The organism is Streptomyces sp. NPDC057438, from assembly GCF_042802995.1.
Lineage (GTDB): Bacteria > Actinomycetota > Actinomycetes > Streptomycetales > Streptomycetaceae > Streptomyces.
Map to the genome: position 1 here is coordinate 14,609 of NZ_JBHVDD010000082.1, position 18,618 is coordinate 33,226.

Genomic DNA, 18,618 nt, shown 5'->3' on the forward strand with positions numbered 1-18,618 from the left:
TCAACCTTTTCACTCTATTTCGCGACCACCAACCGGGCATCGGCACACCAGTGGCACCCACTCCGGCACCTCACCGCGGGGGCGGGGAGCGGCGGGCCGCCGGGCCGCCGGGCGAAGGAGGGCGGGCGCACACGGAACGTCGCGGACACCCGAACAATCTGTGGCCCTACACGTGTCACTCCCTTGCCAGGCAGGCCTGTTGGGGCAAACATGGGGCAGCTCGTTTGAGCCGAAACCACATCCTTCTCTTTCGCCCGACAGGTAAAACATGTCTACAAGTGCGTCCAGAATGCGGCACGCGGCCGGCGACGGTTACGCGGCCACCGGCTCCCTCAAACAGAACGCGCTCGGCGTCCTGGGCATCCTCTTCTTCGTGCTCTCCGCGCAGGCGCCGCTGACCGGTGTGGCCGGAGCGGCACCGGTGGCGATAGCCATCGGCAACGGCCCGGGCGTCCCCGCGATGTACGTCGTGGCCGGCGTGGTCGTCCTGCTCTTCTCCGTCGGGTACGTCGCGATGGGCCGCCATGTGGTGGACGCGGGCGCCTTCTACTCCTACGTCGGCAAGGGCCTCGGCGGTACGGCCGCCGCGGGCAGCGCGGGCGTGGCGCTGCTCGCCTACCACGCCATCCAGGCGGCGGTGTACGGCCTGTTCGGCGCGGTGATGAACGGGCTGTCCCTGCAGTACCTGGACACGGACGTGCCGTGGTGGCTGTTCGCGCTCGGCACGATGGTGATCGTGCAGGGACTCGGCGCGACCGGCGTCGACGTGGGCGCCAAGGTCCTCGCCGTGTTCGTGCTGGCCGAGATCAGCCTGCTGCTGGTCTTCGGCGTGGTGATGCTCCTCAAGGGCGGCGGCCCCGAGGGACTGGCTCCGGGCTCCTCCTTCTCCCTGTCGGCGGCGCTGGAGGGCGCGCCCGGCGTGGCGCTGATGTTCGCGGTGGCGTCGATGTTCGGCTTCGAGGCGACGGCGATCTACGGCGAGGAGGCGCGCGAGCCGCACAAGACGGTCCCCCGGGCCACCTATCTCGCGGTCGTCCTCGTCACGGCGTTCTTCGCGTTCACGTCCTGGATGCTGATCTCGGCGCACGGCCCGTCCTCCAGCGCGGCCGCCGCGGGCAAGGCCCTGGAGGGCGGTGACGGGGCGGCCTTCGTCGCCGCGCCGGTCGCCGCGGAGCTGGGCGCGTGGGCGGGGGACGCGCTGCCGATCCTGCTGGCCACCTCGCTGTTCGCCAGCATCCTGGCCTTCCACAACTCCGCCAACCGGTACCTGTTCTCGCTCGGCCGGGAGGGCCTGCTCCCGCGCGCGCTGAGCACGCTCAACGGCCGCCAGTCACCGTGGCTCGCGGGTGTCGCGCAGACCGGGGTCGCCGCGCTGCTGGTCTTCCCCTTCGCACTCGCGGGCAAGGACCCCGTGCTCACCCTCTTCTCCTGGCTCAGCGGTCTCGCCGTGCTGGCGATCATGCTGTTGTACTTGCTGACCTCCGTGTCGGTCATCGTGTACTTCCGCCACGAGCAGTCCGGTGACACCCGGTTGTGGAACACCCTGATCGCCCCGGCGCTGGGCGCCGGCGGCATCGCCGGTGCGATCTGGCTGATCGTGTCCAACTTCCCCACCCTCATCGGCGGCGACACCACCACGGCCGTCTGGCTCGGCCTGGCCGTGCCGGGTGCGTTGCTGGCGGGCATGGCGATGCCGTTGCTCGCCGGATCGCCGAGCAGGAGGTAGGTAGGCAGGTAGCGGTGCGCCCCCGGCGGGTTGGCCGGGGGCGCGTGGGTGCGTGGGTGGTTGGGTGTGGGTGCGTGGTCGGGTGCGGGCCCGGTGGGTCTTCTCGCGCAGTTCCCCGCGCCCCTGAAAAGCCCAGGCCCTGCGGGTCTGCAAGCCCAGGACCCCACGGCCCAGGCGACCGGCGACGGGCCTGAAAGGCAGTGGGCGCAGCCCCTGCTTTCCAAGGGTGCGGGGCCTGAAAAGGCAGGAGGCGCAGCCCCTGCTTTTCAGGGGCGCGGGGAACTGCGCGACCAGCCCCCAACCACCCGCAGCCGACAGCGCACCGAGCCAAGACCCCCGCCCTCGGACACGCGCGCCGTGTCAGCCCGTCGCCCGTTGCTGCCCGGCGGCGAACGTCGCCAGCGGCTCGCCGCTCTCCAGGCCCCACGGGTACGCCGTCGCCAGCCCCCCGATCGCGCGGAACACCTCCCCCGCCTCCCCCGCCCGCTTCGCCTGCACCAGCGCGTACGCCAGCAGGTTGAGATCGGCGACGGCTGCCGCGTGGGTCAGGTAACCGGGGCGTGGCCAGTCGGCCAGCGCCCGGTCCAGGGCCGCCACCGCGTTGGGCCGGCTCCACAGATGCACGGCGGTGAGCGCTTCGAGGCCGCCCTGGTCGAGGGTGCCCTGGTAGAGGTCGATGAGGGCCGCTATCTCCAGGCCCGCCGTCGGCGCCGTGGGCGCCGCGCCCGCCCGCACCCGGTCCAGGAAGTCGACGGTCTGCGCGTGCGAACCGCACTCCCACGGCGACAGGTAGCCCAGCATCTGGAAGTGGGCCTCGCGGTTCCAGGGATCGCGCCGGACGATCTCGTCCCAGAGCGGGAAGACCTCCGCGGCCGGCCGCCGCCACAGCCGCAGCAGCCCGAGCCGCACGACCCACGGGGTCGGGTCCTCCGGCCGCAGCGCGACAGCGCGTTCACAGGCGTCGAGCGCCTCCCGGGTCTCCCCGGGCACCGGCTGCTCCTCGTACCGCGCGCGCAGCAGGATCCCCCAGGCGAACAGCAGTTGCGCGTCCGGGTCCTGCACCTGTTCCTCTGCCCACGAGCGCTGCAGCGGCGGTGACGCCGACTCCGCGAGGACGCTCAGCCGGTGGGCCCGGCGGTCCCAGTCCCGCCCGCTGTCGCGCAGCAACTGCTCGATCATGGCCACCGCGAGGCTGCGGCCGCCCGAACTCCCCCTCTCCACGAGACGCTTGCGTACCTTCCCGAGATCGGAGTCGTCGAGTTCGGGTGCGAGTCTGGTCGTGCTTCGCCGGCGACCGAGGAGAGCCATGCCCGGAGAGTAACTAATTTTGGTCGCACAGTGATGCTTTGAGATGGACGTATGCAGATCCGATATCGCGACCGGAGAACGAGGGGGAAGACCTTATCCCCAACTCCCTTATTTTCGGGGGCACTTCACCTTATGCACACGATCTCCGCTCCCTATCATCGGATGATGACGGAACCGACCCGGTCCGGCCCGTACACGGGCCCGCCCGCCCCACAGCCCCAGCCGACCCCGCCCGCGCCCGGTTGGCCGCCCCCGCCCCCCCAGCAAGGGGCCCCCTATCCCTACGCGGCCACCCCGCCCGCCGGTCCCGGCAGACCGGCCGCCCCGCCGGGAGGCCCGGTGGGGACGACCGACCGCGCGGCCGGCGCGCTGCTGATACTCGGCGCCCTCCTCGCCGTCGGCGGCTCGTTCGCCACGCTGGACAAGTCGGTCCAGTACCTCGGCGACGAGAAGAAGGGGCAACCGGTCTACGAGAGCGTCGCGAAGGCCTGGTCCTACTCCAACTCGGGTGTGACCGACGCGCCGGCCTCGGTCACCCAGTTCTCCGGCGTCCCCCTGCTTCTCGGCGGCCTGCTGGCCGTCGTCGCCGGCGTGCTCCTCCTGACCGGCCGCGGCCGCCGGTTCCCGCCGGCGCCCGCGCTCGGCATCGCCGGCGGGGTGCTGCTGTTCGGCACGACACTCACCGTGCTCACGGACGCCTTCAACGACACGCAGTGGGACGGGGACGGCCGGACCACGACCTTCGGCGCCGGTTTCCATCTGCTGACCGTCGCCCTGCTGCTCGCCCTCGGCGCCACCGTGACCAGCGTCCTCGCGCTGCGCGGCCCGGCCGCCGCCCTCCCGGGCCCCGCCCACACCCCGTACCCGGCCCAGCAGGCCGCGCAGACCCCACCGCCCCCGCAGCACTGGCAGGCCCTCCCCGCCGCGCCGGACGCACCCGGCGCGCCCGCGGCCCAGCCGTACCCGTCGGCACCGCCGCCGGCCCCGCCGTCGCACCCGCAACCCCACCAGCCACCGCCGCCGCCACCGGCCGCCGGCTGATGTCCGGCGGGGGCCCGGCGGACATCAAACGCCTCGCTGGGGGTGTCGTGTCCCGTGTCTCACTGCGATCGTCCTCAGCCTGTGCTACCTTGCCATGAAGTGGCAGTTTTGGTTACCAGAGGCTTCTGAGTGCTCTTCGACCTTCCGTCGACGAGCACTCTTTGTTGTTTCCGGGACTTTCCGGGACTTTCGTACTTCCCGTCGGGTCGAACCGTGCTGCGACACCGGGTCCGCAAAGTGTGGACTCCGGGCACTGCATCAAGGGAGTTACAGCATGGCATCCGGCACCGTGAAGTGGTTCAACTCGGAAAAGGGCTTCGGCTTCATCGAGCAGGAGGGTGGCGGCCCCGACGTCTTCGCCCACTACTCGAACATCGCCACCTCCGGCTTCCGTGAGCTTCAGGAAGGCCAGAAGGTGACCTTCGACGTCACGCAGGGCCAGAAGGGCCCCCAGGCCGAGAACATCGTTCCCGCCTGACTCTGACGCGTACGCATGAGCCGGGGCCCGCGCCCGAAAGGTGCGGGCCCCGGCTCGTGTGTGACCGGCGTCGCCGCATCGAGGAAGGTCCCCATGAACCGCACCGCTCGTACCAACAGCAGCAGCTCCTCCCGCCCCCGTACGGAGCAGGGCTCTGCCACCCGCTCGGACAAGGGCTCCACCGGTGCGGGCTCCTCCCGGGGCAACCGCACCCGCGCACAGGGAACGGGAGCCGGGGCGGGATCAGGGTCGGGCAACCCGGGCACTTCCTCTCGTGCGGCCAGGAACGGCGGGGGCAGGAACGGCACGTCCAAGAACGGTGCGGCCCAGACCGGCGCCGCGAAGAACGGCGCGCCCAAGAACGGCCGGAGCCGTCGCGGAGGCGGCCGGCCCGCCGCCGTGGCCGTCGGCGGGGAGTTCGCGCTGCCGGTGACGGTCACGCCCGCGCTGCCCGCGGTCGACGCGTTCGACGCACTCGACCTTCCCGGGCGGCTGCTGGAGACCCTCCGCGCCGAAGGGGTGACCGCCCCGTTCCCCATCCAGGCCGCGACGCTGCCGAACTCGCTCGCCGGCCGGGACGTCCTGGGCCGCGGGCGCACCGGGTCGGGCAAGACGCTCGCCTTCGGTCTCGCGCTGCTGGCCCGTACGGCCGGGCAGCGGGCCGAGCCCCGGCAGCCGCTCGCCCTCGTCCTCGTCCCCACCCGGGAACTGGCGCAGCAGGTCACCGACGCCCTCACCCCGTACGCCCGCGCGCTGCGGCTGCGGCTCGCCACGGTGGTCGGCGGCATGTCCATCGGGCGTCAGGCCAGCGCGCTGCGCGGCGGCGCCGAGGTGGTCGTCGCGACACCCGGACGGCTCAAGGACCTCATAGACCGCGCCGACTGCCGGCTGGACCAGGTCGCGATCACCGTTCTGGACGAGGCCGACCAGATGGCCGACATGGGCTTCATGCCGCAGGTGACCGCGCTGCTCGACCAGGTGCGTCCCGGCGGCCAGCGGCTGCTGTTCTCGGCCACCCTCGACCGCAACGTCGACCGGCTGGTCCGCGACTACCTGCACGACCCCGTCGTCCACTCGGTCGACCCGTCCGCGGGCGCCGTCACCACGATGGACCACCACGTGCTGCACATCGAGGACGACGACAAGCACGCCACCACGACCGAGATCGCCGCCCGTGAGGGCCGGGTGATCATGTTCCTGGACAGCAAGCACGCGACGGACCGGCTGGTCAAGAAGCTGCTGGCGGTCGGCGTGCGCGCCGCCGCCCTGCACGGCGGCAAGTCGCAGTCGCAGCGCAACCGGGCCCTGAGCCAGTTCAAGGAGGGTGACGTGACGGCGCTGGTCGCCACGAACGTCGCCGCGCGCGGCATCCATGTCGACGACCTCGACCTCGTCGTCAACGTCGACCCGCCGGGCGACCACAAGGACTATCTGCACCGGGGCGGCCGTACGGCACGCGCCGGCGAGTCCGGCACCGTCGTGACCCTCGTCCTGCCGCACCAGCGCCGGGACGTCACCCGGCTGATGGCCGTCGCCGGGATCACCCCGACGACCACCAGGGTCCGCTCCGGCGGCGCCGACCTGAACCGCATCACCGGCGCCCAGGCGCCCTCCGGCGTGCCGGTCGTCCTCGCTCCGCCGGTCACCGAGCAGCCGTCCGCCCGCCCGGCGTCGCGCGGCCGTCGCGGCCGCCCGTCCCAGGGCCGCCGCCGCGCCCCCGCGAAGGGCAACGGCCGCTGACCGCGGCGGCGCGGCCCCCGGAACTCCGAAGGGGGTGACGGCCGTTCACCGGGTGACGTGCGGAACGCACGCGGACGACCGGAACGACCGGCACGACACGGGCTGAAGCCGAGGTGGCAACGCATGGCGATGTGGGATCGGATCAAGGACCAGGCCAAGGGTCTGCAGCAGCAGGCGCAGGGAGCGCGGGGCGGCACCGGACACGGGCGGCCCGGCGCGGGGCCCCTGGGCTCCACCGGGTCCGGCTCCGGGCGGTCCGGCGGCGGGTCGAAGGCCCAGCTGGTGAGCGCGCTCAAGTCCCAGCTCACCTCCCTGAAGACGGAGCTCAAGAGCGGGGCCTACCGGGACGCCAGCATGGCCATGTGCGCCCTGGTCGCCGCCGCCGACGGGAACGTGGACGAGCACGAGCGGCAGCACGTGGAGTCGCTGATCCTGAACAACGACGTCCTGCAGAACTTCCCGGCGGACCAGCTCCGGCAGCGCTTCCACAAGCACGTCGGCCAGCTGTCGGCCAACTTCCAGCAGGGCAAGGCCGAGGCCATGCAGGAGATCGCCAAGGCGGCGAAGAAGCCGACGGAGGCGCGGGCGGTCGTCCAGACCGGCTTCGTGGTGGCGGGCGCCGACGGGTACATCGCGCAGTCCGAGGAGCAGGTCCTGCGCGAGGCGTGCGCGGCGCTCGGCCTGTCCCCGCAGGAGTTCGGTCTCTGACGGTGCCGCCGTCGTGACGGTCACGCCGTCGTGACGGCGTCGTCGTGCCCCACGGACGCCGGCCGTCCCCACACCCGGCGTCCGTGGAGTTCTCAGGGGGTGCGCGCTACGCCCAGCAGCCGTTGACCGTGGCCGCGAGGCCGTCCAGGGCGTCCTTGATGTCGGACGGCCCGGCGGTGGAGTCGTTCTCGATGAAGGAGAAGACCTTCCACTGGCCGTCCTGGGCCTTGGTCAGACCGCTCAGGGCCACGGCACCGGTGAGGGTGCCGGTCTTGGCCTTGACCTGGCCGACGGCGCACTGGGAGTCGGCGGTGTCGAAGCGTCCGAACTCCGGGCCCAGGGTGGCGCCCGCCTCCCCCGAGACGGGCAGCCCGTCGATGACGTACTTCAGCGTCTGCGCGTGCCGGGGGTCGGCGGCCAGGTCGACGATGTCGGCGATGGTCCGCGCCGGGATGCGGGTCGCGCGGGACAGCCCGCTGCCGTCGTACATCTCGACGTTCGTGAGCGAGATGCCGTACCGGGTGAGGACCTCGCGGACGACGGCCGTGCCGTCCTCGAAGGTGGCGGAGCGGCCCGCGCCGATCGCGGTCAGGCGCAGCAGCGACTCGGCGATGTCGTTGTCGCTGACCTTGAGCATCTGCTTGACGACCGTGGACAGCTTGTCGGACGTGTGCGCGGCGACCGGCACGTCACCCTTGCCGACGACCCCGCGGGTGACGCCGCCGTCGACGGTCACGCCCCGCGCGGCGAGCTGCTTGGCGAAGACGCCGCCCGCGTCGAGGGAGGTGTCGTCGACGTTGTGGGAGTCGACGACCAGCGCGCGGACGGGGGCGACGGAGTCGGGGTAGTAGCCGGTGTTCCAGCCATTGGCGAGGGTCGGCTCGGGGAAGAGGCTGTCGTCGATCCGGACCTTTACCGAGGTGAGGCCGGCGTTCTTCAGCCCGGCGACGGCGGTCTTGGCGAGCGCGTCGAGGTCGGCGGTCGTCAGCGTGCGGTCGCCGCCGCCGACGAGGGTGAGCGTGCCGTCCCCGTACACGACCTTCGTGGTGAACCGGTGCTCCGGGCCGAGCACCGTCAGCGCGGCCGTGGCGGTCGCGAGCTTCGTGTTCGACGCGGCCATCAGCGCGGTGTCCGCGTTGTGACCCCACACCACCTTGTCGGACCTGGCGTCGATGACGACACCGCCGAGCCTGGTGCCGAGGCGGGTGTCCTGGCTGCGTGTGTTCAGATTGTCCGCGATCTTCTGCTCGGCCGGGTCGAGTTCGACCGCGCCGGGCTTGGCGGTCGCCTTGTCGGCGGCGAAGGCGGACGTGCCGGCCATGATCGTCCCGGCCACGGGCGCGACCACGGCGAGTACGGCCGCCCGTCGCAGCGCGGGGTTCGGGGCCTTGGCCTTGCGGTGCCGGCCGCCCGCGCGGACATCGGAGGAGGGGAGGGGCATGGGGGGCCTCGTGGGGGGTGCGGGAATCTTGAAAAGGAAAGTAACAGTCGGGACTCCCGGTACCGATGGGTACTTTGTGAAGACTTGACGTGTTGACAGGTGTGTGTGACGGAGGCCACGGCATGCCGTTGTCAGTGGCCGGGGCTAGTCTCCGGACATCTGACCGTTTGCTCCGTTTCAGGAGTTTCCGAGTCCCTTCAGGAGGTTCTCGTGGTCTCGCGACTCAACCCGTATCTGAGCTTCGACGGCGACGCCCGGCAGGCGCTGGAGTTCTACCAGGAGGTCTTCGGCGGCGAACTGACGCTGAACACCTTCGGTGCCTTCGGCTCACCGGACGCACCCGGGGCCGACAAGATCATGCACGGCATGCTGGAGACGCCGAGCGGCTTCACCCTCATGGGCGCCGACACCCCGCCCGGCATGGAGTACGCCCCCGGGTCCAGCTTCTCCGTCAGCCTCAGCGGTGACGACGACACCGAACTGCGCGGCTACTGGGAGAAGCTCTCCGCCGGCGCGACCGTCTCCGTCCCCCTCGACAAGCAGATGTGGGGCGACGTCTTCGGCATGTGCACGGACCGCTTCGGCGTGCCGTGGATGGTGAACATCGGCGAGCCGCGGGGCTGAGCACCGGCGCCACAGTGCCGCGGGCGGCGCCCTGTCGTTGAAGTCCACGACACCCCCCAGTGGACCGACGAACGAGGAGACCGGGCGTGCCAAGGGCCGAGGCGAACGGCGTCGAACTGTTCTACGAGGTGGCCGGGGCCGGCGACCCGCTGGTCCTGGTGCACGGCTCCTGGGGCGACCACCACACCTGGCTGCCGGCCCTCCCCGCCCTCGCCGCACGCTTCCGTGTGCTGGTCTACGACCGCCGCGGCCACAGCCGCAGCGAGCGCCCACCGGGACAGGGCGCACGGCACGAGGACGAGGAGGACCTGGCGTCCCTGATGGAGACCCTGGGCTTCGCCCCGGCCTACGTCGCCGGCACCTCCTTCGGCGCCTCGACCGCCCTCGGTCTGGCCGCCCGCCGCCCCGACCTCGTCCGGGGCCTCGTCGCGCACGACCCCCCGCTCACGGGCATCGTCCCCGACGACCCCGGCCTACGGCCGCTGATGTCGGCCGTCGAGGAGAGTTTCGCCGCCGTCCTCACCCACCTCCGCGACCATGAACCCGAGGCTGCGGCCCGCCGGTTCACCGACGAGATCGCCCTCGGCCCCGGCACCTGGGACGGGTTGCCTCCCTGGGTCCAGCAGACCTTCCTCGCCAACGCCTCCACGTTCCTCGACGAACACGGCGACCCGCACGGGGCGCACCTGGACCTCGCCGGCCTGGCCGCCTGCACCGGACCGGTCCTGCTGACCCGGGGCACGGACAGCCCGCCGTGGTGCGCCGCGATCACCGGCCGCCTCGTCGCGGCCCTCCCCCAGGCGGCCACCCTCACCTTCGAGGGGGCGGGCCACATCCCGCACGTGACCCACCCGGAGGCGTACGCGCGAGCGGTGACGGCCTTCGCGGACAGGGCGGGTGGGGGCTCCGTCGCGGCCTCGGCGGCAGCGGGCCCCCGCCCATGACGGCGAACCGTCATGGGCGGGGGCCGGGCGAAGCGATCGGCACGGCGAGGCTGGGGACTACCCGAAGGTGACCTTCAGAGTGCCGTCGCCGCCGAAGGACCAGTGCAGGCCGCCGGCGTAGGAGGAGCAGCGGGAGCCGTTCGTCCCGGACCAGAACTGGTTGGAGCTGTCGGAGCTGCCGATGATCCGGTCGTTCGTACCGCTGCCGCTACGGCACGACGTGTTGTCGCGGAACACGGACGTACCGCCGTCGAAGTTGAAGTTCCGCTCGGTGTTGTCGATGCTCACGTTCCCGGAGACCGCCATGGAGCCCGGGTTGCTGTTCCACGTGAAACCGTGCTTGCCGTTGTCGTAGGCGATGCTGCGCCGGACGACGTGGTTCACGGCGATGTCGTCGCCGCCGAGCTTGTAGCCGTTGCGGTCGCCGTTGCCGGCCTGCGAGCCGTCGCTGAGCGTGCCGTTCTCGTAGGCGAGCGAGTCCTCGACGGTCACCGGTCCGATGGGGCCGGTGTCCGTCTTGGTGTAGAGGTCCCAGCCGTCGTCGATGTTGTGGTGGGCCACCGCGTAGCGGAAGACGTTGCCGGTCCCGGTGGTGAGCTTCGCCGCGAACCCGTCCGCGTCCTCCCCGTCGGAGTCGGCGTTGTCGTGCGACTCGGCGCTCAGGATCAGGTTGTCCGAGGGCCAGTCGGCGGCGGGGGTGGTGGAGGCCGCCCGGCCCAGCTGCAGCCCCGTGTCGCGGTTGAAGCGGGTCACGGTTCGCTCGATGACGTTGTCGCTGCCGCCGACGTAGATGCCATTGTCCCCGGCGCGCTCGACGACGAGCCCGAAGAGGTGCCAGTAGGAGGCGTTGAGCTGGAGCCCCCGGTTCGACGAACTCTCGGTCTGGGCGGAGAAGTTGAGGACCGGTGTCTCGCCCGGGTAGGCGGACAGCCGGGTGCGGGCGGCGGCGGTGCCGGAGCTGCCTGCGGGGATGGTGACGGTCGCTGCCTGGGCGTACGTCCCGCCGCGCAGGTAGATGGTCCCGCCCGCGGTGATGCGACTGATCGCCGAGGTCAGGGTGGTGGGAGCGGAGATCGTACCGGCCGCGGAGTCCGTCCCGCCCGGCGAGACGTAGAGCGTGGAGCCGGTCGGCGGGGGCGTGGTGCCGCCGTCGGGCACGGTGGCGTCGAGGCGGTCGATGTTGGGCAGGCCGGTGGAGCTGGTGGGATTGATACGGATGACGTTGCTGCCCGAGGTCACGGGCACGGTCAGCGTCCTGGTGGTCCACGCCGACCAGGTGCCGGTGCTCTCGAAGGACGTGGTCGCGGCGGCGGAACCGTTCACCGTGACGCTCGCGGCCCGGGTCCCCGTGGTGCCGTTGGCGAAGCGTACGGACAGGGTCGCCGTGCCCGATGCGGGTGCGGTCACGGTGAACTGCGCGTAGGCGCCGGCGGCGTTGGTGCCGTTGCAGAATCCGCTGCCCGTGTATCCGGCCCAGTCGGAGTCGATGGTGCCGGTGCAGACGGCCGGCGACACCTCGGCCTCGTACCGCGCGGTCGCGGCCTGCGCCGCCGTACCGGACGCCGCGACCAGCAGGGCTGCCACCAGAGCTGCGCTCGCCGTCGCCGTGACGGGTCTCATGTGCGTCGTATGCATCGTCGATCTCCTGGGCGGGTTGGCCGACAGAGTCAGAAAGCGCTTTCTCCAGTTGAGTGTCTGGGGATGTTCTGGACACGTCAATAGACGTGTACGTGGGTTGCGTTCACATGGATGAATCAGCGAGAGAGCGGCGGGGTTCCGCCTCGGAGAGTGGGAAGTCGCTGTTCAGTAGCGCTTTGGTGCCTACGGGAAGGGTCGGTGCGGGCGAGACAGAGGCCGCTGGGATGCCCTCGTGAACAGCCGTTCATCCGAGTTTGTGAACGAGTGGGCCGTGCCCGGTGGGTCTCTACTCAGGAGGTCCGGGGGGCGAGGTGCACCCGGCCCAGGCTGCCGAGATCCAGCGTGGGGATGTACGCCTCCGGGCGAAGCGTGAAGGACGTGACGCGCGCCGGGGGGTACTTCACGAACAGGCCGGCCCACACCCCGCTGCGGGTGGGCCCCGAACCGATCAGGTGGAAGTCGCCCCGGGCGACCGCGAAGAACACCGGGTCCTCGCTGGATCTGGTGCCCGGGTACAGCAGGGCGTGGGCGGCGTCGCGGGTGGTCGCCACGATCCTGATGTCGCGAGGACTGGGCTCATGACATCGCGTCGCCGACCATGCCCGGATCTCGGCGACGACTGCACGGAGGACCGGGTCGGGGACGGCGTCCGGCATGCCTCGCGTCCTCCTCGGCCTCGCTGGACCCGCCGCCCGGATGCCGCGGCGGGGCGTGGGCCGTGTCCCGCGTGGTCGGGGACCGTGGTGGTCGAGGGCCGTGGTGGTCGAGGGCCGTGGTGGTGGTCGCTGACCGTGGTGGTGCAGGGGCTGCGGCTTGCCGTACCTTCCGCGTCCCGTACTGTTCGGCCCGCGGAACAGTGGGGCCTGGGCTTCCAGGGGCGCGGGGAACCGCGCGGGAAGCCCATCGGAGCGGCGGCCGTGCGCGACCCGTAGCGCTCCGAGGTCCGCCACGTGGCGAAACGTGCACCCATGGCGTCCGGACACAAGCAAAGGCAAGGACGTCACACTCTCCTTGCCACTCTCAACCTATAGCGCACCGGGGGGCTTGCGGCAAGGCCCCCGTCGTGGCGCAGAATCTCCGGGCTGAGCAGATACCGACGGGAGTCGCGGCGGACCCCCCGTCACCCACGACCGGACGCGCACGCCGAGCGTGCACCATCGACCACGGGGACCCGGCCGGCAGCCTCGTCCGGCGGGCCCGTTCAACAGGCCCGTTCAACAGGCCCGTCCAGCAGCTCCATCCAGCAGGCCCGTCCCACAGGCACCCCCAGGAGGACCAGTAACCAGCAGAACCAGCAGCACCGCAGGCAGGACACCCGGCACAACCCATGGCCGACACCCGGCAGCACCCATGGCCGCAAGCGACCCCGCATTCGGAGCGTTCGGAGCGATTGACATGAACCCCCCGACCACCAGACCCAGCGCGTTCGACCTCCCCGCCCGGCTCTCCGCCAAGGCCGACCCGGCGCTGATCGCCGCCGACGAGCGGTACTTCGCGGCGCTCGCCGCCTGTCTGGCCCAGTCGATCGCCGAGGTGTCCGCCCAACTGGACGCCGCACGCAGGGCACCCGGCGGTATGGGCCGGCACGCGATGGACCGGGACACGGAGGTCCACCGTCTGACCGCCCGCCTGCGCACCCTGCGCCGCTTCGGCCTGGACCTGTGCCTCGGCCACATGGTGAGCCCGGACGACCCCGACCCCGTCTACATCGGCCGTCTCGGCCTCACGGACGGCGTGACCGGCCGCCGTCTGCTGATCGACTGGCGCTCCCCGGCGGCGGAGCCGTTCTTCGGCGCGACCCACGCCACCCCGATGGGCCTGACGAGCCGCCGCCGCTACCGCTGGACCGACGGCCGGATCAGCGACTACTGGGACGAGGTCTTCTCCCGCGAGGAGCTGGACGGGCTCACCGACCACCACGCCGCAGCCCTCGACGACCAGTCCGCGTTCATCGCCAGCCTCGGCACCAACCGGTCCGAGCGCATGCGGGACGTGCTCGGCACCATCCAGGCCGACCAGGACGCCATCATCCGTGCGAGTTCCCGGGGCGCCCTGGTCGTGGACGGCGGCCCCGGCACCGGCAAGACCGTCGTCGCCCTGCATCGCTCGGCGTACCTCCTGCACTCCGACCCCCGGCTGGGCCACCGCCGGGGCGGCGTCCTCTTCGTGGGCCCGCACCGCCCGTACCTCTCCTACGTCGCCGACGTGCTCCCGAGCCTCGGCGAGGAGGGCGTACAGACGTGCATCCTGCGCGACCTGGTCGCCGAGGGGGCGGCGGCCGGGACGGAGAGCGACCCGGAGGTGGCGCGCCTGAAGTCGTCGGCGGCGCTGGTGGGAGGCATCGAGAAGGCCGTCCGCTTCTACGAGGAACCCCCCACCGAGGGCATGACGGTCACCACCCCCTGGTCCGACATCCGGCTGAGCCCCGAGGACTGGACCGCGGCCTTCGACGCGGCGGAACCCGGCACCCCGCACAACGAGGCCCGGCACCAGGTCTGGGAGGAACTCCTGACGATCCTGACGGACCGGCACGACGCCGAGGCCGACCCCGATCCCGACCCGGAGACCGCCGCCGCCCCCTCCCCGGCCCTCCTGCGCCGCGCCCTCCTGCAGAACCGGGACCTGGTCACGACCTTCAACCGCGCCTGGCCCCTGCTGGAGGCGGCGGACCTGGTCGGGGACCTGTGGTCGGTGCCGGCGTACCTCCGGCTGTGCGCGCCCTGGCTGACCCGCGAGGAGGTGCGGCGCCTCCAGCGCGACGAGCCGCAGGCCTGGACGACGTCCGACCTCCCGCTCCTCGACGCGGCCCGCCGGCGCCTCGGGGACCCGGAGACGGCCCGCCGCAAGCGCCGGCAGGCCGCGACCCTCGCCGCGCAGCGTGAGCGCATGAGCCAGGTCGTCGACAACCTGATCGAGGCCGTGGCCAACTCCGGCGCCGACGGCGACGAGGGAATCGGCCTGGTGAACATGCTGCGTGGCGAGGACGCACAGGTCAGCCTGGTGGACGACGCCGAGCTGTCCGCCGCCGACCCCGACCTGCTGGCCGGGCCGTTCGCCCACGTCGTGGTGGACGAGGCGCAGGAGCTGACGGACGCGGAGTGGCAGATGCTGTTGCAGCGCTGCCCCTCCCGCAGCTTCACGATCGTCGGTGACCGCGCCCAGGCCCGGCACGGCTTCACGGAGTCCTGGCAGGAGCGTCTGAAGCGGGTGGGCCTCGACCGCGTCGATCTGGCGTCCCTGACGATCAACTACCGGACGCCGGAGGAGATCATGACGGAGGCGGAGCCGGTGATCCGGGCGGTGCTCCCGGACGCGAACGTCCCGACCTCGATCCGCAGCGGCGGTGTCCCGGTCGTCCACGGCCCGGTCTCGGACCTGGACGAGACCCTGGACACCTGGCTGGCCGCCCACGCCGACGGGATCGCCTGTGTCATCGCGGCGCCGGGGTCGCCACGGTCGTCTCGTACGGCCCCGGCGACGCCCCGGGTCCGGTCCCTGACCCCGGAGCTGTCGAAGGGCCTCGAATTCGACCTGGTGGTCCTGATCGACCCGGAGGACTTCGGCGAAGGCATCGAGGGAGCGGTGGACCACTACGTCGCGATGACGCGGGCGACGCAACGGCTGGTCGTGCTGACGACGAACGCCTGAGCCGTCGACGAACGCCTGAGCCGTACGCCGGGGCCATGGCCTCAGCCCACGGTCCTGGCCTCGGCCAGCCGATGGAAGGCCCGGGTGGTACCGGGGTGCACCATCTCGTCCAGCAGATGCCGCCAGTCGGGGTCGGCGACGGGAGCGGGGTGCGCCCGGTCCCACGCGGCGAGGAACGGACCGAAACCCCCTTCGTCCCGCGCCTCGGTGGCCCGCGTGTCCGAAGGCCGCGTCGACTTCATGAGGATCTCCTTCCGTCCGGGATCCGTGCGCGCGCGGAACCCGCCTCACTCCACGGTCCCGCACAGCCGTGCGACTCGCAGCACACCTCACCCGCGCCGGGCGGCCCCGTCCGGCCACACCACGTCCACGGGGACGCCGGCCGCCCGCGCGTCGAGGACGGCGTCGGCGGTGCCGCCGCCGTTGCCGGTGGGCGGTGTGCCGTCCCAGACGGCGACGAGACGATCGGCTCGCTCGACGAGTACGGCGTTGGCGGCCTCGTACGCCTGCCGTCCGGCCGTCTCGTAGGGCAGCGCGACGACCTCCGCGGCGGCCTCGACGAGCCGGTCGTAGGACGCCCCGTGCTCGGCCTCGACGGTGTTCCGGCGGTAGTCGCGCGAGGGCGTGACGACGACCAGCCGCCCCCCGAGCGCGAGCACGGCCTCGGCGAACAGGGTGTCGGCCCCCTTGGCGACACAGGACACCCCGACGAGCCCTCCACCGGCCGCGTAGGGCCTGAGCAGCGCGTCCAGGGCCGCCCGCACGAGGGGGACGGTGCCGTCGGCCAGGTCCAGGTGGCCGGTCACCGCGATGGTCGTCACGGCCGTCCCTCCCTCTCCGTACGCGCTCACGGGCTCAGCTCGCCGTCGAGGGATGCTCTGCGCGCGTCCGGGTGATGGCGTAGCCGAAGGCTGTCGCCAGTATGTACATGAGGACCGAGTAGACAGCGCTGGGAACCGCCACCTCGGTGCTGTCGAGAATGCTCAGGGCGATGGTGAGGGCCACCGTGGTGTTGTGGATCCCCACCTCCATGGCGCTGGCGACAGCCTGGGGCTCGTTCAGGCGAAGGGCCTTGGCGCCGCCGTAGCCGATACCGAGGCTCGCCAGGCAGAAGAGGCCGGTGACCAGGCCGACTTGGCGAAGGTAGTCCGCGAGGTTCTCCCGCTCTCCCAGCAGCGCCCCCAGGGACACCGCGACCAGGATGGCGATCGAGAACACACGGACCGGACGGTCAGCTCGGGCGGCGAACTGCGCGGAGCGCCTCCGCACGAGCATGCCGAGCCCGACCGGGACGAGCACGATGGCGATCACCTGCAGCACCTTGCCGAACTGCAGTCCCAGATCGCCCTCGACGTCGAAGTAGGTGATGGCCAGGTTGGTGATGAGGGGGATGGTGACGGCTGCGAGCACGGAGTTGATCGCCGTGAGGGTGATGTTGAACGCCACGTCACCGCGGAACAGATGGCTGAAGAGATTGGCGGTGGTGCCGCCCGGGGACGCGGCCAGCAGCATGACGCCCACGGCGAGCAGCGGGTCCACGTCGAAGCCGACGACCAGCCCGAAGGCGACCAGTGGCAGCACGGCTATCTGCACGGTCAGGGCGAACGCGACCGCCTTCGGCGAACGGGCCACCCGCTGGAAGTCGGCCGTGGTGAGCGAGAGCCCGAGCCCGAACATGATGATGGCGAGCGCGACGGGCAAGCCGGTCGTGATCAGCGCTGAATCGTTCATGCCTCACGCTTCCTGGATGACGGCATGACAGCAGCGGAGATGGCGAAACTGCCGCACGGCCCGTAGGTCGCCACAGTGAAGCAGTTACTGAGCCCCTGTCACAAGGTTCGTGCAGGTCAGCGTGGTCTGGGATCCGGTGCTCGGGCACTCTGTGCGGCGCATATGGCGTGACATGTAGGGCTTCGGCACGGGACGCGATCACCATGCCGCGCGACATCGCCGAGGCGGCCAAAGCCCGCAGCGGCCCCTCCGGGCTGTCCGCCTATGTCGCCGCCGCCGCACGCCAGATCGAGCGGGACAAACTCAACGAGCTCATCCAGGGCGCCGAGGCCCGAGCACGGGCCCGTCACCGACGAAGAGATCCGAGCCCTGCGCGACCAGCTCCACGAGGCCCGACGGCAGCAGGCGCAGGGCGGTGCGAGCGCCACATGACCCGCTCCTCGGCCGCCACCCCCGGCGGCACCCTGGTCCTGGACAGCGAAGGGCTGGCGAAGGCAGTTCTCCGCGACCGCACCGTCACCGGCTGGCTCGCCCGCGCCCGCGCCCGCGCCCGCGCCCGCGCCCGCGCCCGCGCCGATGATCTGCGGGTGATCACTTCCGCGGCCACCCTCGCGGAAGTGATTCACCCCCGGATCAACCGCCCGGTCCTGGAATGGACCCTCTCCCGTCTCGTCATCGAACCGGTCACCGAGCCCATCGCCCGCCACGCCGCCGAACTCCTCGCCGACGCGGGCCTGCACGGCCACACGTACGCCATCGAGGCCCTGCTCGGCGCCACCGCCCTCGCCGCCCCCGGCCCTACGACGGTCCTCACCTCGGACCCCGAGGACCTGACGGCCCTGTGCGGCTCCCGCATCACCGTCATCGACGTGTGAGAGATCTCAGGGGCCACGAGGTCAAGCCGGCTCCTCGGCAGTCGGCTTGCAGGCCAGGAAACTGGCGAACTTCCAGTGCAGTGCCTCGTCGCGTTCCTGCACCAGCTGAGCGGTGACGGTGAACCCTGCCTGGTCCAGCAGCTCAGCGATCTGGTGCGTGGGCAGCCGGTACGACGCGTAGGACACGGGGTGGCCGCCATAGCCGTGTGTCGGACGGCGGTGCTCACCGGTGCCTACGTGACCGGCGAGGAGGAGATGTCCCCCGGGTGCCAGGGTGCGGTGGAACTCGGCGAACACGACCGGCAACAGCTCCGGAGGTGTGTGGTGGGTGGAGTAGTAGGCCAGGATGCCGCCGAGCGTGTCGTCCCCCATCTCCAACGCGGTCATGGAGCCCACGGAGAAGCGCAGGTCCGGATAGGCGCTTCGGGCCAGTTCGATCATCTTGGGGGACACATCGACACCGAATACGGAAACCCCGAGCCCGGCCATGTGCGCCGTCACCCTTCCGGGTCCGCAGCCCAGGTCCGCGACCGGTCCTCGGTCGGATGCCCGCACCAGCTCGGCGAAGGCGGTCAGCATCGAGCGCGACAAGGGGTCCAGCTCGGAAGGGGTCTTGACGAGGGCGCAGTAGTCGTCGGCCACGGTGTCGTACGACTCCCGGACCGCGGCAAGGTAGGAAGGCTCGGTCACGCGGTGAATCTAGACGGGCGCACTGA

17 protein-coding genes and 1 pseudogene are annotated in these 18,618 nt (G+C 71.7%); 10 read left to right on the forward strand and 8 right to left on the reverse strand.

The window, feature by feature from the left end; all coding sequences use genetic code 11:
* Nucleotides 1–289 precede the first annotated feature (289 nt).
* Nucleotides 290–1,726, forward strand: a complete 1,437-nt coding sequence (locus ACFU5F_RS33020; RefSeq protein ID WP_383895415.1) for an APC family permease — start codon at nucleotides 290–292, stop codon at nucleotides 1,724–1,726.
* A gap of 360 nt (nucleotides 1,727–2,086) precedes the next feature.
* Here the strand turns inward: ACFU5F_RS33020 and ACFU5F_RS33025 are convergent, their stop codons facing one another.
* On the reverse strand, nucleotides 2,087–3,034 hold the full coding sequence (locus ACFU5F_RS33025; RefSeq protein ID WP_383895345.1) for a hypothetical protein: 948 nt from the start codon (nucleotides 3,032–3,034) through the stop codon (nucleotides 2,087–2,089).
* Between the two features lie 339 nt (nucleotides 3,035–3,373).
* On the opposite strand from ACFU5F_RS33025, the gene ACFU5F_RS33030 reads away from it, so the two are divergent.
* The 4 genes from ACFU5F_RS33030 (at nucleotide 3,374) to ACFU5F_RS33045 (ending at nucleotide 7,001) form a co-directional block, all read left to right on the forward strand.
* Complete coding sequence (locus ACFU5F_RS33030) at nucleotides 3,374–4,075, forward strand: hypothetical protein (protein WP_383895348.1); 702 nt, start codon at nucleotides 3,374–3,376, stop codon at nucleotides 4,073–4,075.
* Between the two features lie 274 nt (nucleotides 4,076–4,349).
* Entirely contained in the window at nucleotides 4,350–4,553 is a 204-nt protein-coding gene (locus tag ACFU5F_RS33035; RefSeq protein ID WP_005483357.1) for a cold-shock protein, read from the forward strand.
* Nucleotides 4,554–4,646: 93 nt separating this feature from the next.
* Complete coding sequence (locus tag ACFU5F_RS33040) at nucleotides 4,647–6,293, forward strand: DEAD/DEAH box helicase (protein ID WP_383895350.1); 1,647 nt, start codon at nucleotides 4,647–4,649, stop codon at nucleotides 6,291–6,293.
* Nucleotides 6,294–6,416: 123 nt separating this feature from the next.
* The gene (locus tag ACFU5F_RS33045; protein ID WP_383895353.1) at nucleotides 6,417–7,001 is read left to right on the forward strand and encodes a tellurite resistance TerB family protein; all 585 of its coding nucleotides are present in this window, start codon (nucleotides 6,417–6,419) and stop codon (nucleotides 6,999–7,001) included.
* Between the two features lie 106 nt (nucleotides 7,002–7,107).
* On the opposite strand, the gene dacB is transcribed toward ACFU5F_RS33045, so the two are convergent.
* Nucleotides 7,108–8,442, reverse strand: coding sequence for a D-alanyl-D-alanine carboxypeptidase/D-alanyl-D-alanine-endopeptidase (gene dacB / locus ACFU5F_RS33050; RefSeq protein ID WP_383895356.1), 1,335 nt, complete (start codon nucleotides 8,440–8,442; stop codon nucleotides 7,108–7,110).
* 210 nt (nucleotides 8,443–8,652) lie between these two features.
* Here dacB and ACFU5F_RS33055 point away from each other — a divergent pair, with 210 nt between their 5' ends.
* Both ACFU5F_RS33055 and ACFU5F_RS33060 read left to right on the forward strand, forming a co-directional pair.
* Complete coding sequence (locus ACFU5F_RS33055) at nucleotides 8,653–9,066, forward strand: VOC family protein (protein ID WP_383895359.1); 414 nt, start codon at nucleotides 8,653–8,655, stop codon at nucleotides 9,064–9,066.
* An 86-nt stretch (nucleotides 9,067–9,152) separates the two neighbouring features.
* Entirely contained in the window at nucleotides 9,153–10,010 is an 858-nt protein-coding gene (locus ACFU5F_RS33060) for an alpha/beta fold hydrolase (protein ID WP_383895361.1), read from the forward strand.
* 57 nt (nucleotides 10,011–10,067) lie between these two features.
* Here the strand turns inward: ACFU5F_RS33060 and ACFU5F_RS33065 are convergent, their stop codons facing one another.
* Nucleotides 10,068–11,630: a carbohydrate-binding protein gene (locus ACFU5F_RS33065; protein WP_383895364.1), complete on the reverse strand. Its 1,563-nt coding sequence runs from the start codon at nucleotides 11,628–11,630 to the stop codon at nucleotides 10,068–10,070.
* A gap of 308 nt (nucleotides 11,631–11,938) precedes the next feature.
* The gene (locus ACFU5F_RS33070; RefSeq protein WP_383895366.1) at nucleotides 11,939–12,304 is read right to left on the reverse strand and encodes a hypothetical protein; all 366 of its coding nucleotides are present in this window, start codon (nucleotides 12,302–12,304) and stop codon (nucleotides 11,939–11,941) included.
* Nucleotides 12,305–13,043: 739 nt separating this feature from the next.
* Between ACFU5F_RS33070 and helR the strand changes: the two genes are divergently transcribed.
* Nucleotides 13,044–15,296, forward strand: coding sequence for an RNA polymerase recycling motor ATPase HelR (gene helR / locus ACFU5F_RS33075; RefSeq protein WP_383895368.1), 2,253 nt, complete (start codon nucleotides 13,044–13,046; stop codon nucleotides 15,294–15,296).
* A 41-nt stretch (nucleotides 15,297–15,337) separates the two neighbouring features.
* Here the strand turns inward: helR and ACFU5F_RS33080 are convergent, their stop codons facing one another.
* The 3 genes from ACFU5F_RS33080 to ACFU5F_RS33090 form a co-directional block, all read right to left on the reverse strand.
* The gene (locus ACFU5F_RS33080) at nucleotides 15,338–15,538 is read right to left on the reverse strand and encodes a hypothetical protein (protein WP_383895371.1); all 201 of its coding nucleotides are present in this window, start codon (nucleotides 15,536–15,538) and stop codon (nucleotides 15,338–15,340) included.
* Nucleotides 15,539–15,625: 87 nt separating this feature from the next.
* Nucleotides 15,626–16,117, reverse strand: a complete 492-nt coding sequence (locus ACFU5F_RS33085) for a hypothetical protein (RefSeq protein ID WP_383895373.1) — start codon at nucleotides 16,115–16,117, stop codon at nucleotides 15,626–15,628.
* A 34-nt stretch (nucleotides 16,118–16,151) separates the two neighbouring features.
* The gene (locus ACFU5F_RS33090; protein ID WP_383895376.1) at nucleotides 16,152–17,027 is read right to left on the reverse strand and encodes a bile acid:sodium symporter family protein; all 876 of its coding nucleotides are present in this window, start codon (nucleotides 17,025–17,027) and stop codon (nucleotides 16,152–16,154) included.
* Nucleotides 17,028–17,230: 203 nt separating this feature from the next.
* Here ACFU5F_RS33090 and ACFU5F_RS33095 point away from each other — a divergent pair.
* Nucleotides 17,231–17,459 (forward strand): annotated as a pseudogene (locus ACFU5F_RS33095) (CopG family transcriptional regulator).
* Complete coding sequence (locus ACFU5F_RS33100) at nucleotides 17,456–17,902, forward strand: type II toxin-antitoxin system VapC family toxin (protein WP_383895379.1); 447 nt, start codon at nucleotides 17,456–17,458, stop codon at nucleotides 17,900–17,902. The pseudogene ACFU5F_RS33095 and the gene ACFU5F_RS33100 overlap by 4 nt, the downstream one beginning before the upstream one ends.
* 21 nt (nucleotides 17,903–17,923) lie before the next feature.
* Here ACFU5F_RS33100 and ACFU5F_RS33105 read toward each other — a convergent pair whose 3' ends face one another.
* The gene (locus ACFU5F_RS33105; RefSeq protein ID WP_383895382.1) at nucleotides 17,924–18,592 is read right to left on the reverse strand and encodes a class I SAM-dependent methyltransferase; all 669 of its coding nucleotides are present in this window, start codon (nucleotides 18,590–18,592) and stop codon (nucleotides 17,924–17,926) included.
* Nucleotides 18,593–18,618: the final 26 nt, after the last annotated feature.